This is a genomic window from Streptomyces mabaensis (genome assembly GCF_053763515.1).
The window spans coordinates 48,811-65,536 of record NZ_JBSOPZ010000022.1; the positions used below are offsets into that span (position 1 = coordinate 48,811).

Sequence of the window (16,726 nt, forward strand, 5' to 3'; positions counted from 1 at the left end):
TACCTCCGCATGACCCGCTGAGCTGCCATGACGTCCCGCTTACAACTCATCACCAGGAGTTCCGGGCGGCGGCCTCTTTAAGGTTCTGTTAAGGCCTGGCTAATCCACTCACACGAAGGACAGGCCCCTCAACCGAACAGCCCTCAGAGGAACTTGGCCTTGCCCGGCCCCTCCTCGACGAAGCTGCGCATACCCCGCTCGCGGTCCTCGGTGGCGAACAGACCCGCGAACCAGTTGCGTTCGAGGGCGAGGCCGGTCTCGATGTCCGTCTCCAGGCCCGCGTCGACCGTTTCCTTGGCGGCGCGCAGCGCGAGCGCCGGGCCCTGAGCCAGCTTCGCGGCCCAGGCGTGCGCCTGCTCGTACACCTCGGCGGCGGGCACGACACGGTCCACCAGCCCGAGGGTGAGCGCCTCGTCCGCCTTCACCATGCGGCCGGTGAAGATGAGGTCCTTGGCCTTGGACGGGCCGACCAGGCGGGAGAGCCGCTGGGTGCCGCCGGCGCCCGGAATCAGGCCGAGCAGGATCTCGGGCTGGCCGAGCTTGGCGTTGTCCGCGGCGATCCGGAAGTCGGCGCACAGGGCCAACTCGCAACCGCCACCGAGGGCGTAACCGGTGATCGCGGCGACGACGGGCTTGGGGATACGGGCCACGGCGGTGAAGGAGTCCTGCAGGGGCCGGGACCGTACGACCATCGCCGTATGGTCCATGGCCTGCATCTCCTTGATGTCCGCACCGGCCGCGAACACCTTCTCGCCGCCGTACAGGATCACGGCGCGGACGTCGTCGCGCCGGGCCGCCTCCTCGGCAAGCTCCTTGAGCCGGTCCTGGGTGGCGATGTCCAGCGCGTTCATCGGAGGGCGGTCCAGGCGGATGGTGCCGACGCCTTCGGAGACTTCGAGATTCACGGTCATGGGAGCAGGTTAGTGCCGGTTAACGCAGGATGGCCCGGTGCTCTGTGTCACAGCACCGGGCCGTCCCACGTCCAACCGGACGAGTTACTTGGTCCACTCCGCCCAGGACATGTTCCAGCCGTTGAGGCCGTTGTCCGGGGCGATCTGCTTGTCCTTGGAGTTCTTCACCACGACCACGTCGCCGATGAGCGAGTTGTCGTAGAACCAGGCCGCCGGAGCCTTCCCGTCCCAGCCGCCCCGCACGTCACGCAGGCCCACACAGCCGTGGCTGACGTTCGCCGAGCCGAAGGTCCCCGAGGACGCCCAGTAGTTGCCGTGGACGAAGGTGCCGGAGGTGGACAGGCGCATCGCGTGCGGCACGTCCTTGATGTCGTACTCGCCGCCGAAGCCCACGGTGGCGCCGTTCATCCGGGTCACCTCGTACTTCTCACTGATGACCATCTGACCGTTGTACGTGGTGGTCGACGGCGCGCCCGCGGTGATCGGGATGTTCTTGAGGACCTTGCCGTCCCGCACGACCTGCATCTGCTTGGACTTGGCGTCCACGGTCGAGACCTGCGAACGGCCGATCGTGAACTTCACGGTGCGGGTCTGCTTGCCGTACACCCCGGGCCGGCCCTCGACGCCGTCGAGGTTGAGCTTCACGGTGACCTTGGTGCCCGCGGCCCAGTACTGCTCGGGACGGAAGTCGAGCCGGTCGTTGCCGAACCAGTGGCCCTCGACGGGCACGGACGGCTCGGCCGTCACCGTGACGGCCTTCTCCACGGCCTCCGGGTTGGTGATGCCCCGGGTGAACCTGATCGAGACCGGCATACCGACGCCGACGGTGGAACCGTTCTCCGGCGTGTAGTGGCCGATGAAGGTGTTCTTCGGGGTCAGCGTGGTGAAGGTGGCGTCCTTCGCGGACTCACGCCCTTCGCCGTCCTTCGCCACCGCGTGGACCTTGTACTGGGTCGCGGCGCCGAGGTGACGCTCCGGCACCCAGCTCACGCCGTCGGCGGATATCTTGCCGTCGACCTTGTTGCCCTTGGTGTCGGCGACGGTCACGGTGGTCAGCTTGCCGCCCGTGGCGGAGACCTTCAGGGCCCCGCTCGTCGCGACCTCCTTCGCCCCGTCCTTGGGTGCGATGGTCACCACGGCCTGCGAGGCCACGGTGTCCGCCTTGCCCGAGCCGTTCTTCCCCTTGTCGCTCCCGCCCCCGCTGCCGGAATCCCCGCCCCCGCCGCAGGCCGTCACCAGGAGGAGCACCGCCCCCAGTACCGGTGCCAGCAGGCCGGCGCCCCCGCGCCTCCGCCGTGCTCCGGCCGATGCCCCCGAAATCGGCTCCACGTTCAAGATGGTCTTCTCCCCTCGCACGGCCCGGCCCCGCCATGGCCCGCACTCCCTCGCGCTGGACTCGCGCGCATGGCGATAGATAATCACACCGGACGGGTCCCGATCTCCCCTGCAATGTCACTGTTCAGTCCCAACTGGGCACCCGGGGCACGGGCCGTGCTGCGAGAGGGATTTCAGCCGATCGCGGACCCCGCCTTCCACAGGTCCCACTTCATGTTCCAGCCGCCCAGGCCGTTGTCCGGAGCGACCGTTTTGTCATGGGACTTGACCACCTCGACCACGTCCCCGATCAGGGTCCGGTCGAAGAACCAGCCCGCCGGGGACTCCGGATCGCCGCCCCGCACATCACGCAGCCCCACACAGCCGTGGGTGATGTTGGCGGAGCCGAACCACTCCGGCTTGGCCCAGTAGTTGCCGTGCAGGTAGGTCCCCGAGGCGGTGAGCCGCATCGCGTGCGGGACGTCCGAGACGTCGTACTCGCTCTTGCCGTTCTTGTCCGTGAAGCCGACGGTGGCGCCGTTCATCCGCGTCACGTCGAACATCTCGCTCACCACCATCTTCCCGTTGTACGTCGTCGTCTTGGGCTTCCCGGCGGTGATCGGGATGGTCGACAGCACCGCGCCGCCTCGCCGCACCACCATGGTCTTCGCCTCCACGTCCACTGTGGAGATCTGGTGCCGGCCGATGGTGAAGCGGACGGTCTTTTGCTGGATGCCGTACGAGCCCGGGGACGCCTCCACATCGCGCAGCCGCATGTCGACGGTCACCTCGGTGCCCGGCTTCCAGTACTTGGCGGGGCGGAAGTCCAGGCGCTCCTTGCCGAACCAGTGGCCCACGATCTTCACCGGCGGCTTCGAGGTCACCCGGATGGCCTTCTCGACGCCGGCCCGGTTCTCGATCGCCCGGTTGAAGGTGAAGGAGACGATCATCCCGGTGCCGACGGTGGATCGATTCTCCGGCTTGAAGTAGCCGATGAAGCGTTCCTCCGGTACATACGTGGTGAACGTCGTGTGCCGGGCCTGGCGGCGCCCGTGGCCGTCCACGGCCACCGCGTCGACTGCGTACTTGGCGGCCAGCGACAGCTTCGCCTCGTCCGGCCGCCAGCTCAGGCCGTCCTCCGAGATCCGGCCCTTGACCTGTTCGTCCTGTGCGTCCTCGATCCTGGTCACCTTGACCCGCTCCAGCCGCCCGTCCGGCACCGACACCAGGAGCGGCCCCTGCGCCCCGATGTCCTTCGCGCCGTCCGCCGGCGAAACGCGGATCGCTTCGTGTGGCGCCCTCGCCTTCCCCGGCAGCTGCACCTCGACTCCACCGGTGCATCCCGCCAGCCCCGCCAGTAGTCCCGCCCATGCCAGTACGGCGGCCAAGCCCGCCCCTGCCCGCCTCGTCACGTCTCTCACGAGTGTCCCAACGATCGGGCCCCGCCCGGGGAAACGTGAGTGCGGGCGCTGTTGAGGGAAGAACAGGTGGGAGGACCGTACGAGGGGAGCCGTGGCCGGGACGCCGCGCGCCCCCGAATCGGCGGTCCCGACGAGCCGCGGGAGGCCGGCAGGTGTCGAGCGCAGCCGAGCAGGAGGCAGTACGGGGCGGGCAGTCCGCCCTGAACGGGGAACGGCACGCACCGGCCGGGACCAACGGTCACCGCAGGTCGCCGGGCACGCCCCGGGCACCCGTGTGGCCGGGGGCGCCGACCCCGCTGGGCGCCCGGTTCCGGGTCGGCCCGGACGGGGTGGCCGGCACCAACTTCGCACTCTGGGCGGGCGGCGCGGAGGCCGTGGAGGTGTGCCTCTTCGACGACCGGGGCGCCGAGACACGGTGCCCGCTGACCGAACTGACGCACGAGATCTGGCACGGCTTCATCCCTGGCGTACAGCCCGGCCAGCGGTACGGCTTCCGGGTGCACGGGCGCTGGGACCCGTGGACGGGGGCCCGCTGGAACCCGGCGAAGCTGCTGCTCGACCCGTACGCACGGGCGGTCGACGGAGACTTCGTGCTGCCCGCCGAGGTGTACGGGCATGTCCGGGACTGGCCGCAGCAGCATGTCGCCGACACCGTGCGCGACGACCGGGACTCGGCGCCGTTCGTGCCCAAGGGCGTGGTCGTCCACGACGACGCCGCCGACGACGAGTGGATGGACGACCGCCGCCCCAAGACGCCGTGGGCCGATTCGGTCATCTACGAGCTGCACGTGCGCGGCTTCACCAAGCTCCACCCCGGCATCCCCGAGGAGCTGCGCGGGACGTACGCCGGTCTGGCGCATCCGGCGGCGATCGACCATCTCGTCCGGCTCGGGGTGACGGCGGTCGAGCTGTTGCCGGTGCACCAGTTCGCGCACGAGGACCATCTGCTGCGCCGGGACCTGCGCAACTACTGGGGCTACAACTCCATCGGCTACTTCGCGCCGCACGCGGGGTACTCCGCGTCGGGCACGGCGGGCCAGCAGGTCGGCGAGTTCAAGCGGATGGTGCGCGCGCTGCACGCGGCCGGCATCGAGGTCATCCTCGACGTCGTCTACAACCACACGGCCGAGGCGGGTGAGCTGGGGCCCATGCTGTCGCTGCGCGGCATCGACAACCGGGGCTACTACCGCCTGCAGTCCGATGCCCGGCGCTACGCCGACTACACGGGGTGCGGGAACACCCTGCACGTCGTCCAGCCGAACGTGCTGCGCCTGATCACGGACTCGCTGCGGTACTGGGTCACCGAGATGGGCGTCGACGGCTTCCGCTTCGACCTCGCCGCCGCGCTGGCCCGCTCCATGCACGACGTCGACATGCTCTCCCCGTTCCTGGCCGTGATCGCCCAGGACCCGGTGCTGCGACGGGTCAAGCTGATCGCCGAGCCGTGGGACGTCGGGTCGGGCGGCTACCAGGTCGGCGCCTTCCCACCGCTGTGGACCGAGTGGAACGACCGCTACCGCGACGCCGTACGGGACTTCTGGCGGGGCGCGCTGCCGGACGTACGGGACCTGGGGTACCGGCTGTCCGGGTCGAGCGACCTGTACGCGTGGGGCGGCCGTCGGCCGTACGCCTCCGTCAACTTCATCACCGCGCACGACGGGTTCACGCTGCGCGACCTGGTCTCGTACGAGCGCAAGCACAACGAGGCCAACGGGGAGGGCAACCGGGACGGCACGAACGACAACCGGTCCTGGAACTGCGGCGCGGAGGGCGAGACGGACGACGCCCGGATCGGCGCGCTGCGCCGCCGCCAGCTGCGCAACCTGCTGACGACGCTGCTGCTGTCGACGGGTGTGCCGATGCTGGTCGCGGGCGACGAGCTGGGCCGTACGCAGGGCGGCAACAACAACGCGTACTGCCAGGACAACGCGACCAGCTGGCTGGACTGGACCCTGCTCGACGACCCGGACTGGCGGCCCCTGTTCGAGCTGACGTCCCGGCTGATCGGGCTGCGCCACGCCCATCCGGTGCTGCGCAGACGCGCGTTCTTCTCGGGCCGGCAGCAGGGCGCGGACGGGCTGCGCGATCTGGCGTGGTTCACGCCGGGGGGCACGGAGATGACGGAGCGGGACTGGTACGCACCGGCCGCCACCCTGGGGCTGTATCTGTCGGGGCGGGACATCCCGGGCCGGGACGCGCGGGGTGCGCAGGTGACGGACGACAGCTTCCTGGCGGTCCTGCACGCGGCGGACCGGCCGGTGAGCTGGGTCCTGCCGGGCGCGCCGTGGGCGGAGGCGTACGAACTCGTCGTCGACACCTCACGGGAGGACCAGTCCACGGCTCCGGGAACGGTCCACCGGGGCGGCGAGACGGTGACGGTGCCGGCGCGGTCGGTGCTGCTGCTGAAGGTGAGGGGGTGAGGGAGTCTCTCCTGGTGTTGATCCCGGTGGTGCCTGCGGCGCGGAAATTCGGTGGGCTGTGTCAGTGGTGAACTCTAGGCTCGCACCTGATGCCCGAAACACGCTCAGCCCCCAGAGACCGGTCGGCCGTACGTTCCCTGCTGCGCCTGTGGCCCTACGTGAGACCGGTACGAACGCGGCTCTTCAGCGCGGCATTTGCCGCGATCCTCGCCTCCTGCCTGAGCCTGGTCATCCCCCTCGTCCTCAAGTGGATGGTGGACGGCCCGGTCGCGGAGGGAGATCCCGGCGGGGTGTGGCTGGGGGCGCTCTTCCTGCTGCTGCTCGGCATCGCGGAGGCCGCCCTCTTCGGGCTCCGGCGCTGGCTGGTCGCACGGCCGCTGGCGGGCGTCGAGGCGGGGATGCGGGCCGACCTCTACCGGCATCTGCAGCGGCTGCCGGTGGCTTTCCACGACCGATGGGCGTCGGGGCAGTTGCTGTCGCGGGGGACGACGGACCTGATGCTGGTCCGGATGTTCCTCGCCTTCCCGCTGACCTTCCTGCTGGTCAACGCGGTGACCATCCTGGTCGGGTTCGGCATCCTGGTCACCCAGGACTGGACCCTCGGGCTGGTCACACTGGCGCCCGTCGTGCCGCTGGTGATTCTCCTGTCGCTCTTCGAGAGCCGGTACTTCCTGGTCGCGCGGAAGGCGCAGGACCAGGTCGGTGATCTGACGACCGTCGTCGAGGAGAGCGTGCTCGGTATCCGCATCATCAAGGGCTTCGGCCGCCACCGCAGCCAGGCCCTCGCCTTCCGCGCCCTGTCGGAGCGGTTGCGTGCGACGGAACTGGGCAAGGCCCGGCTGCTGGCGGGCATCTGGGGCCTGATCATGACGCTGCCGGAGCTGGCCATCGGCGCGGCGCTGGTCCTGGGCACGATCCAGGTCGCGGACGGCTCCCTCTCGGCAGGCACGCTGGTGGCCTTCCTGTCGACGGCGCTGGCGCTGCGGTGGCCGGTGGAGTCGATCGGCTTCCTGCTGGCGATGACGCAGGAGGCGGCGACGGCGACGGAGCGGTACTTCGAGGTCATGGACGCGGAGGAGGAAGCGGAGGAGGAACAGGACTCGGGGTCTGGAAACGCGGCTGGTGGGGCCGGTGGTCACCGGTCCGAGGACGGACTCGTCTTCGACGGGGTCCGGTTCCGGTATCCCGACGCTCCCGGCGACTCCCCGCCCGTACTCGCGCGGATCGATCTGCGGATCCGGCCCGGCGAGACCATGGCCCTCGTGGGGGCCACCGGCAGCGGCAAGACCACGCTCACCGCGCTCGTGCCGCGGCTGCACGAGGTGACCGGGGGCCGGATCACCCTGGACGGTGCGGACATCGCGGCGATGCCGCGCGAGCGGCTGCGCGAGCTGGTGTCGGTGGCGTTCGAAGAGCCGACTCTCTTCTCCGCGAGCGTCGGGGAGAACGTCCTGATGGGTGCCGGTGCCTCCGGTGGGGCCGACGGCGCCGAGCTGGGGCGCGCGCTGGACATCGCGCAGGCCGGATTCGTCGACCGGCTGCCGCAGGGCGTCGACACCCAGGTCGGCGAGCAGGGGCTGAGCCTGTCCGGCGGGCAGCGGCAGCGCCTCGCGCTGGCCAGGGCGGTCGTGGGGCGGCCGCGTTTCCTCGTACTGGACGATCCGCTCTCCGCGCTGGACGTGCATACCGAGGCGCTGGTCGAGGCCGCGCTGCGGCGCGTTCTGGCCGACACGACCGCGCTGGTCGTGGCGCACCGCCCGTCGACCGTACTGCTCGCCGACCGCGTCGCGCTGCTTTCCGGCGGCCGGATCGCCGCCGTCGGCACGCACCACGAACTGCTGCGCGGCAATGCCGAGTACGCCCGGCTGATGTCCGGCGCCGGGTCCGGCTTGGGGTCCGGCATCGGCGCCGAGGACGAGGGGGACGCATGAGCACCACGGTGGAGGACGAACGGCCGGCCGGCGCGGAACCGGACCCGGCCCACGGCGGCGGCGGTGCCGGCCGGGCCGCGGGCGATCCGTTCGACCAGGACGCGCTGCCCGCGCCGAAAGGCGCGACCGGCGCGCTGCTGCGCTCGCTGCTCCGCCCGCGCCGCGCCCGGGTCGGCCTGACCGCGCTGCTCCTGCTGCTGCAACAGGCCGCGGCGCAGGCGGGGCCGCTGCTCGTCGCGTACGCCATCGACCGGGGCGTACCGGCCCTGCGGCGCGACGACTACGGGCCGCTCATCGCCGTGGCGGTGGGGTACGCGGTCTGCTCGATCGGCTCTGGGGCGTTCCAGTACGCGTTCATCCGGACCTCCGCGCGGGTCAACCAGGATGTGCTGCTCGATCTGCGCGGGCGGATCTTCCGCCATGCGCAGGCGCTGAGCGTGGACTTCCACGAGCGGTACACCTCGGGCCGGCTGATCTCCCGTTCCACCACGGATGTGGAGTCGCTGCGGGAACTGCTCAGCGAGGGGCTCCAGGAACTCATCGCGGTGGTGCTGGCGTTCGTCTACATCTCGGCGATGCTGCTGTGGCTGGATCTGGGCATGGGGGGTCTGGCGGTGGTGTCGTTCGTGCCGCTGTATCTGCTGGTGCGGCTCTATCAGCGGCGCGTCGGGGTGGTGTTCAGCAGCCGGTCGACTGCGATCGCCTCGGTGATCGTGAAGTTCGCGGAGACGATGAACGGCATCCGGCCGGTACGGGCGTTTCGCCGCGAGCGGGCGAACGACGCGGAGTTCCGTACGCTCAACCGCTACCACGAGCGGGTCAACGGCGACGGCATGCTGGAGATGGCGCGCTATGTGGTCGGCTCCCGGCTGGTCGCGAACACGGCGGTCGCCGGGATCGTGCTGTGGGGTGCGCACCGGGTCGCGTCCGGGACGCTCGCGCTCGGCGTGCTGGCGGCCGTGGTGCTCTATCTGCGGCGGCTGTACGACCCCATCGACCGGCTGGGGATGTTCCTCAACTCGTACCAGTCTGCGAGCGCGTCGCTGGAGAAGATCGCCGGCCTGCTGGCGCAGACGCCGACCGTCCCGGAGCCGGCCGCGCCGAAGCAGCTGCCGCCGCACGGTGCGGATCATCCGGGCCGTGAGGTGGTCTTCGAGGACGTGCGCTTCGCGTACCGGCGGGGAGGGGAGGTGCTGCCCCGGTTCGGTCTGACCCTGCCGGCCGGGCAGACGGTCGCGGTGGTCGGGTCGACGGGCGCGGGCAAGTCGACGCTCGCGAAGCTGCTGGCGCGGTTCTACGACCCGACGGAGGGGAGGGTCCTGCTCGACGGGGTGGACCTGCGGGATCTGGCGGTACCGGAGCTGCGGCGGGGGGTGGTGATGGTGACGCAGGAGGCGTTCCTGTTCTCCGGCACGGTCGCCGAGAACATCGCGATCGGCCGGCCGGACGCGACGGCCGAGGAGATCGAGCAGGCGGCGAAGGCGATCGGCGCGCACGACTTCATCAGCGCGCTGCCGGAGGCGTACGACACGGATGTACGCAAGAGGGGCGGCCGGATCTCGGCCGGTCAGCGGCAGTTGGTGGCGTTCGCGAGGGCGCTGCTCGCCGACCCGGCGGTACTGATCCTGGACGAGGCGACGAGTTCGCTGGACATCCCGGGCGAGCAGGCGGTGCAGCGCGCGATGCACACGGTGCTGCGCGGCCGGACGGCGGTGGTGATCGCCCACCGCCTGTCGACGGTGGAGATCGCGGACCGGGTCCTGGTGATGGAGGGCGGCCGCATCGTGGAGGACGGAACCCCGGCGGAACTGATCGGGGGTACGGGCCGCTTCGCGGGGCTGCACAGGGCGTGGCGGGAGAGCGTGGTGTAGGGGGAACCTCTGATCCAGGAGCGGGTGGTTCGGGTGGGGGGCCGCCTATCGGTTGGTCCCGGTCCGCTGCCGGCCGCGGGCCGGTGGGTGACATCCGTGCCCGGGAGCGAGCAGCGCGGGGAGGGGGCCGCCCGGTTGGTGATGATGGCGGCTCCGGGCCGGGCGTCAAGGGCGCTCCCTGCGGTCGCGTCGCTGCGCGATGGGCTGCGCCCACCCTTGACCCCCGTCCCTCCACCGCTACTGCTTGTTGAGGGGGCGGCCCCCGGAGCGGGGCCCCGGGACTGCTGGTCGATTGGCCCGGGCCGGCCCCCGGCCGCAGGCCGGTGGGCGGTTACGGGACGCGGTCTCTCCGGGATGGGCCCGGCCCCGGCTCAGCGGCCACCGGGTGGTGGGTGGTGCGCGGTCGCCTCGGCATGGGCGCGGCCCCGGCTCAGCGGCCACCGCGTGGTGGGTGGTGCGCGATCGCCTCGGCATGGGCCCGGCCCCGGCTCAGCGGCCACCGGGTAGTGGGTGGTGCGCGATCGCCTCGGAATGGGCCCGGCCCCGGCTCAGCGGCCGCAGGCCGGTGGGCCGGGCGGCATCTTCTCGCGGGGCCCGGCCCGGCTCAGCGGCCGCAGGCCGGTGGGCCGGGCGGCATCTTCTCGCGGGGCCCGGCCCGGCTCAGCTGCCGCAGGCCGGTGGGCCGGGCGGCATCTTCTCGCGGGGCCCGGCCCGGCTCAGCTGCCGCAGGCCGGTGGGCCGGGCGGCATCTTCTCGCGGGGCCCGGCCCGGCTCAGCTGCCGCAGGCCGGTGGGTTATTGCCGCGCGGCAGGCCCGGGAGGGTCTTGGCCCCCGCTATGCGGTCGGCAGGCCGGTCTGGCCGAGGTGTGGCGACATCAGGCGGCATGAGGGGTCCACCAAGCCTCAATCCTGTCCGATTTGACGGGGTTTGTGGCCTGCCTGCGGGCCCCCTCGGCCGCTTGATGTCAATCCACCTCGGATTGGGCGTTGCCGTTGGCCAACAGACGGCCGTCGGCCGCTAAGCCGGGGCCAGCAGCCCTCGAAGTGGCCGCGTGTCTTGCCCCTACCCACCGGGCTGAGGCCACCGTGCAACGCGCGCCACTCCCGGGGCTCAGGTGGGGCCCCGCTCCCGGGGCCGCCCGACAACAAAGCGCAAGCAGCGGGACGCGGCTGGCTGTCAAGGGGGGCCGGAGGCCATCGCGCAGCGACGCGACGCAGGAGCGCCCTTTACAGGCAGACGCGGCCCGCCATACTCACAAACCGGGCGGCCCCGGGTTTTGGCCCACTTCCCGCCCCCGGGCACCGCCCCCCCCCACCCCCCCACCCCGCGCCCACCCCGTACGCATAGCGGACGCGGCTATTCGGACAACGGACGATTTCCGGCCAATCCTTTGACGCGCTCCTGACATCAGGTCAATACGGGTGGGACTCTTCTCCCGATTCTCCGCACTGCCTGATCTGACCGGAGGCCCACCCAGCCATCCGGAACCCCCCTTTGAAGGAGTCTGCGTTGAGACCCACCCCCCATCGGCGCGGCACCGCCATCGGCGCGCTCGTCGCCGCCGCGGCCATGCTCGCCGTCGGCATCCAGGCCGGCACCGCCACCGCCGACAACCCGTCGGGCCGCGCACCGGCCGCCGCCGAGCCCAACCCCGGCGCCCTGCCCGCCAAGCTCACCCCCGCCCAGCGGGCGGCCCTCATAGCCGAGGCCAACGCCACCAAGGCGCAGACCGCCAAGGAACTCGGCCTCGGGGCCAAGGAGCGGCTCGTCGTCCGCGAGGTGACCCAGGACGTCGACGGGTCGACGCACACCTTCTACGAGCGCACGTACGACGGCCTGCCCGTCCTCGGCGGTGACCTGACCGTCCATGAGACGAAGGCCGGGCGGACGGAGTTCGTCAACAGGGCCAACCAGCGTCAGATCAAGGTCGCCGACACCTCCCCGGCCGTCGCCGCCGCGACCGCCGAGAAGCAGGCGCTCTCCTCGGCCAAGGCCGAGGGCTCCAGGGCGACCGACGCCACCCGCGCCCCGCGCAAGGTCATCTGGGCCGCACAGGGTACGCCGGTCCTCGCGTACGAGACCGTCGTCGGCGGCCTCCAGCACGACGGCACGCCCAACGAACTGCACGTCATCACGCACGCCGAGACCGGCGCGAAGCTGTACGAGTACCAGGCGGTCGCGAACGGCACGGGCAACACCCAGTACAGCGGCCAGGTCACGCTGGGGACCTCGCAGTCCGGCAGCAACTACACGCTCACCGACGCCGGCCGCGGCAACCACAGGACGTACAACCTCAACCGCGGCACCTCCGGCACCGGAACGCTCTTCTCCGGCCCGGACGACATCTGGGGCAACGGCCAGCCGTCCAACCTGGAGACCGCGGGCGCCGACGCCCACTACGGCGCCGCGCTGACCTGGGACTACTACAAGAACGTGCACGGCCGCAACGGCCTGCGCAACGACGGCGTGGCCCCCTACACCCGGGTCCACTACGGCAACAACTACGTCAACGCCTTCTGGCAGGACTCCTGCTTCTGCATGACGTACGGCGACGGCGCCGGCAACGCCAAGCCGCTGACCTCGATCGACGTCGCCGCGCACGAGATGACGCACGGTCTGACCTCGGTCACCGCCAAGCTCGTCTACAGCGGTGAGTCCGGCGGCCTGAACGAGGCCACCTCCGACATCTTCGCCGCCGCCGTGGAGTTCAACGCCAACAACTCCCAGGACGTCGGCGACTACCTCGTCGGCGAGAAGATCGACATCAACGGCAACGGCACCCCGCTGCGCTACATGGACAAGCCCAGCCGCGACGGCAAGTCCAAGGACGCCTGGTACTCGGGCATCGGCTCGATCGACGTCCACTACTCCTCGGGCCCGGCCAACCACTGGTTCTACCTGGCCTCCGAGGGCAGCGGCCCCAAGGTCGTCAACGGCGTCTCCTACGACTCCCCGACCTCCGACGGCCTCCCGGTGACCCCGATCGGCCGCGCCGCCGCCGAGAAGATCTGGTTCCGGGCGCTGACCACCGGCCTGTTCACCTCCAACACCAACTACGCGGCCGCCCGTACGGCCACCCTCCAGGCCGCCGCCGACCTGTACGGCATGGGCTCGACGACGTACAACAACACCGCCAACGCGTGGGCCGCGATCAACGTCGGCAGCCGGGTCGCGGACGGCGTCAGCGTCACGAACCCGGGCGCCCAGACGGGCACCGTCGGCACCGCCGCCAGCCTGCAGATCCAGGCCAGCAGCTCCAACACGGGCGCGCTGAGCTACGCGGCGACCGGCCTCCCGGCCGGCCTGTCGATCAACGCCTCCACCGGCCTGATCTCCGGCACCCCGACCACGGCCGGCACCTCGAACACCACGGTCACGGTGACCGACTCGGCCAACAAGACCGGTACGGCGACCTTCGCGTGGACCATCAACCCCGTCGGTGGCGGCAACGTCTTCGAGAACACCACGGACGTCGCCATCCCCGACCGGGGCACCGGCACCTCGACGATCAACGTCAGCCGCGCGGGCAACGCCCCGAGCACGCTGAAGGTCGATGTCAACATCGTCCACACCTGGCGCGGTGACCTGGTCATCGACCTGCTGGCGCCCGACGGGACGGCCTACCGGCTGAAGAACTCCAGCTCCTCGGACTCCGCGGACAACGTGGTCGCGACCTACACCGTCAACGCCTCCTCGGAGGCCGCGAGCGGCGCCTGGAAGCTGCGGGTGCAGGACGTGTACGCCCAGGACACGGGCTACATCAACAGCTGGAAGCTGACCTTCTGACCCGACCCCACCAACCCACCTGACCTGCCTGACCGACCCGACAAAAGACCCTGCCCGGGGGAACGGATCACCGTTCCCCCGGGCAGTTCCAGTCCGTCAGCGGCGCGCGTCACCGCATCAGTACGCCCGCCGCCTCCCCCGTCGCCTCGGACGGCACGGCGACCAGTCCGAGTTCGGCGCTCGTCGCCAGCAGCGGATGAGCCGGCAGGATCCGGACCGTGTAGCCGTACGGGCCCGTACGGTCGAGGGCGAGCGGGCCCTCGTACAGCCAGTTGCCCTCCAGGTCGGGGCCGGAGGCCGGCTTGAGCGGGAAGGTCTGCGCGTCCGTGATGTGGTCCGCGGTGTCGACCCGGCCGGCGACGGCCTGCACTTCGACGTCCTCGGGCTGGAGCCCGTCGAGCGCGACCCGCACCCGCAGGGCCAGCGTCGATCCGAGTTCGGCCGTGCCGTTGACTGCGGTCGCCGCCAGCGCCTCCACATGGTCGACCGCGACCCGCGGCCAGGCGCCACGCACCCGGACCTTCCACGCGGCCAGCTCGCGGGCCGCCTCCGGGTCCAGGGCGCGGTGGGCGCGCGCGGCCGGGGCGTACAGCCGCTCCACGTACTCCCGCACCATGCGTCCGGCCAGCAGTTTCGGGCCGAGCGAGGCGAGTGTCTGACGGACCATCTCGATCCAGCGCTCCGGCAGGCCGCTGTCGGCGCGGTCGTAGAAGCGGGGGGCGACCCGCTGTTCGATCAGCTCGTACAGGGCATGCGCCTCCAGGTCGTCCCGGCGGTCGTCGTCGGTTCCGGCGGCGTCGGCGGTCGGGATCGCCCAGCCGAAGTCGGGACCGAACCACTCGTCCCACCAGCCGTCCAGGACGGACAGGTTGAGGCAGCCGTTGAGCGCGGCCTTCATTCCGCTGGTGCCGCAGGCTTCCAGCGGGCGCAGCGGGTTGTTCAGCCAGACGTCGCAGCCCGGGTACAGCCGCTGCGCCATCGCCATGCCGTAGTCCGGCAGGAAGACGATCCGGTGCCGGACCCGCGGGTCGTCGGCGAACCGCACCAGCTCGCGCACAAGCCGCTTGCCGCCGTCGTCCGCCGGATGGGCCTTGCCCGCGACGACGATCTGGACCGGCCGCGTCGGGTGGAGCAGCAGGTCCATCAGCCGGTCCTTGTCCCGGAGCATGAGCGTGAGCCGCTTGTACGAGGGGACGCGGCGCGCGAAGCCGATGGTGAGGACGTCCGGGTCCAGTACCCCGTCGATCCAGCCCAGCTCGGCGGAGCCGGCGCCGCGCTGCCGCCAGGACGCCCGAAGCCGGTCCCGTACCTCGTGCACCAGCTGTTCGCGCAGCACCCGCCGCACGTCCCAGATCTCGCCGTCGGCGATGTCGGCGACCGCGTCCCAGCGCTGCGAGCCGCCCACCGAGAGGGCGTCCTCGGCCCGGCCGGCGCCGATCTGCCGGGCGCCGAGCCGGAAGATCTCCGGGGCCACCCAGGTGGGCGCGTGCACCCCGTTGGTGACGGAGGTGATCGGGACCTCCGCGGGGTCGAAGCCGGGCCAGAGGCCGGCGAACATCTCCCGGCTGACGGCTCCGTGCAGGGTGGAGACGCCGTTGGCGCGCTGGGCGAGCCGCAGGCCCATGACCGCCATGTTGAACAGGTTGGGCTCGCCGCCGGGGTAGGTCTCCATGCCGAGCTGAAGGATCCGCTCGACGTCGACGCCCGGCAGCTCGCCGTCGTCACCGAAGTGGTGGGCGACCAGCTCGCGGTCGAAGCGGTCGATGCCGGCCGGAACGGGGGTGTGCGTGGTGAAGACGGTCCCGGCCCGGACCGCCTCCAGGGCGGGGTCGAAGTCGAGCCCGTCCCCGGACAGTTCGCGGATGCGTTCCAGGCCGAGGAAGCCGGCGTGGCCCTCGTTGGTGTGGAAGACCTCGGGCGCGGGGTGGCCGGTGAGCCTGCAGTACGTGCGTACCGCGCGGACACCCCCTATCCCCAGCAGCATTTCCTGGAGCAGCCGGTGCTCGCTGCCGCCGCCGTAGAGCCGGTCGGTGACGTCGCGCTCGCCGGGGTCGTTGTCGTCGACGTCCGAGTCGAGGAGGAGCAGCGGGACCCGGCCGACGCGGGCGTGCCAGATGTGGGCGCGCAGCGAGCGGCCGCCGGGGAGGGCGAGGGAGACCCGGCTGGGGGTGCCGTCGTCCTCCCGGAGCAGGGAGACCGGCAGCTCGTTCGGGTCGAGGACGGGGTAGTGCTCCTGCTGCCACCCGTCGCGGGACAGCGACTGGCGGAAGTAGCCGTGACGGTAGAGCAGTCCGACGCCGATGAGCGGGGCGCCGAGGTCGCTGGCCGCCTTGAGGTGGTCGCCGGCGAGGATGCCGAGTCCGCCGGAGTACTGGGGCAGGGCCGCGGTGATTCCGAACTCGGGCGAGAAGTAGGCGACGGCGGCGGGGAGTTCGGCGCCGGTGGCGTCCTGGGACTGGTACCAGCGGCTGCCGCGCAGATAGTCGTCCAGGTCGTCGGCGGCGGCGGTCAGTCTGCGCAGGAAGCGGCGGTCCTGCGCGAGTTCGCGCAGCCGTGCGGCGGGCACGGCTCCGAGGAGTCGTACGGGGTCGCCGCCCGCTGTCTGCCAGCCCTCGGGGTCGACGGACTGGAACAGCTCGCGGGTCTCGGCGTGCCAGGACCAGCGCAGGTTTCGCGCGAGGTCGCTGAGGGGTCGTAGGGATTCCGGCAGGACGGGGCGCACGGTGAATCGACGAATGGCCTTCACGTGTCCACCTTTGCAGGGGAAGTACGAATCACAGCGGACGCACCACGATGTGCACCCGGGCTTCACCCCCCGACGTTAGCGGCGACGGGCCGGGGCAACCACGGCGCAGGGGCGCAGCGAGGGGGTGTCTTCCGGGTCAGGCCGGATCAGCCGGCGGCGTCTGGGGCCGTGAATCGCAAGGCGGAGGAGGGAGTCGACGCGGAGCGTCGGCGACCGACGACAACGCGGCGAGGCGCGGTGCCAGGCGTCGCCGGCCCGGCATGACCCGGAAGACACCCCCTGGGTCTGCCGGTGCGCCCCCGTTGGCCGGGCGGAACCGTTACGC

The 16,726-nt window shown here is 71.4% G+C and carries 8 protein-coding genes; 4 read left to right on the plus strand and 4 right to left on the minus strand.

Going from position 1 to position 16,726, the window contains the following annotated elements; translation table 11 throughout:
* Nucleotides 1-143: 143 nt before the first annotated feature.
* The 3 genes from ACWV17_RS20560 to ACWV17_RS20570 form a co-directional block, all read right to left on the minus strand.
* Nucleotides 144-911 carry an enoyl-CoA hydratase/isomerase family protein gene (locus ACWV17_RS20560; RefSeq protein ID WP_455360899.1) on the minus strand — a complete coding sequence of 256 codons (768 nt, stop codon included), beginning with the start codon at nt 909-911 and terminating at the stop codon, nt 144-146.
* Between the two features lie 84 nt (nt 912-995).
* Nucleotides 996-2,246 (minus strand): L,D-transpeptidase, encoded by a 1,251-nt coding sequence (locus tag ACWV17_RS20565; RefSeq protein ID WP_455354208.1) that lies wholly within the window; start codon nt 2,244-2,246, stop codon nt 996-998.
* 173 nt (nt 2,247-2,419) lie between these two features.
* Nucleotides 2,420-3,646 carry an Ig-like domain-containing protein gene (locus ACWV17_RS20570; protein WP_455360900.1) on the minus strand — a complete coding sequence of 409 codons (1,227 nt, stop codon included), beginning with the start codon at nt 3,644-3,646 and terminating at the stop codon, nt 2,420-2,422.
* A 152-nt stretch (nt 3,647-3,798) separates the two neighbouring features.
* Between ACWV17_RS20570 and glgX the strand changes: the two genes are divergently transcribed.
* From glgX to ACWV17_RS20590, 4 genes are all read left to right on the plus strand, one after another.
* Nucleotides 3,799-6,066 carry a glycogen debranching protein GlgX gene (gene glgX, locus ACWV17_RS20575; RefSeq protein ID WP_455360901.1) on the plus strand — a complete coding sequence of 756 codons (2,268 nt, stop codon included), beginning with the start codon at nt 3,799-3,801 and terminating at the stop codon, nt 6,064-6,066.
* 89 nt (nt 6,067-6,155) lie between these two features.
* Nucleotides 6,156-7,997, plus strand: coding sequence for an ABC transporter ATP-binding protein (locus ACWV17_RS20580; protein ID WP_455360902.1), 1,842 nt, complete (start codon nt 6,156-6,158; stop codon nt 7,995-7,997).
* Nucleotides 7,994-9,868 (plus strand): ABC transporter ATP-binding protein, encoded by a 1,875-nt coding sequence (locus ACWV17_RS20585; RefSeq protein ID WP_455360903.1) that lies wholly within the window; start codon nt 7,994-7,996, stop codon nt 9,866-9,868. Before ACWV17_RS20580 ends, ACWV17_RS20585 begins: the two co-directional genes overlap by 4 nt.
* A 1,510-nt stretch (nt 9,869-11,378) precedes the next feature.
* A complete protein-coding gene (locus ACWV17_RS20590; protein WP_455360904.1) occupies nt 11,379-13,655 on the plus strand; it encodes a M4 family metallopeptidase in 2,277 nt (758 codons plus the stop codon).
* 109 nt (nt 13,656-13,764) lie between these two features.
* Here the strand turns inward: ACWV17_RS20590 and glgP are convergent, their stop codons facing one another.
* Nucleotides 13,765-16,401 (minus strand): alpha-glucan family phosphorylase, encoded by a 2,637-nt coding sequence (glgP, locus tag ACWV17_RS20595; protein WP_455360905.1) that lies wholly within the window; start codon nt 16,399-16,401, stop codon nt 13,765-13,767.
* Between the last annotated feature and the right edge of the window lie 325 nt (nt 16,402-16,726).

Bases quoted from the DNA above. Each gene is read 5' to 3' on its own strand.
- ACWV17_RS20560 (WP_455360899.1), bottom strand. From the start codon at position 911: ATGACCGTGAATCTCGAAGTCTCCGAAGGCGTCGGCACCATCCGCCTG.
- ACWV17_RS20580 (WP_455360902.1), top strand. From the start codon at position 6,156: ATGCCCGAAACACGCTCAGCCCCCAGAGACCGGTCGGCCGTACGTTCC.
- ACWV17_RS20585 (WP_455360903.1), top strand. From the start codon at position 7,994: ATGAGCACCACGGTGGAGGACGAACGGCCGGCCGGCGCGGAACCGGAC.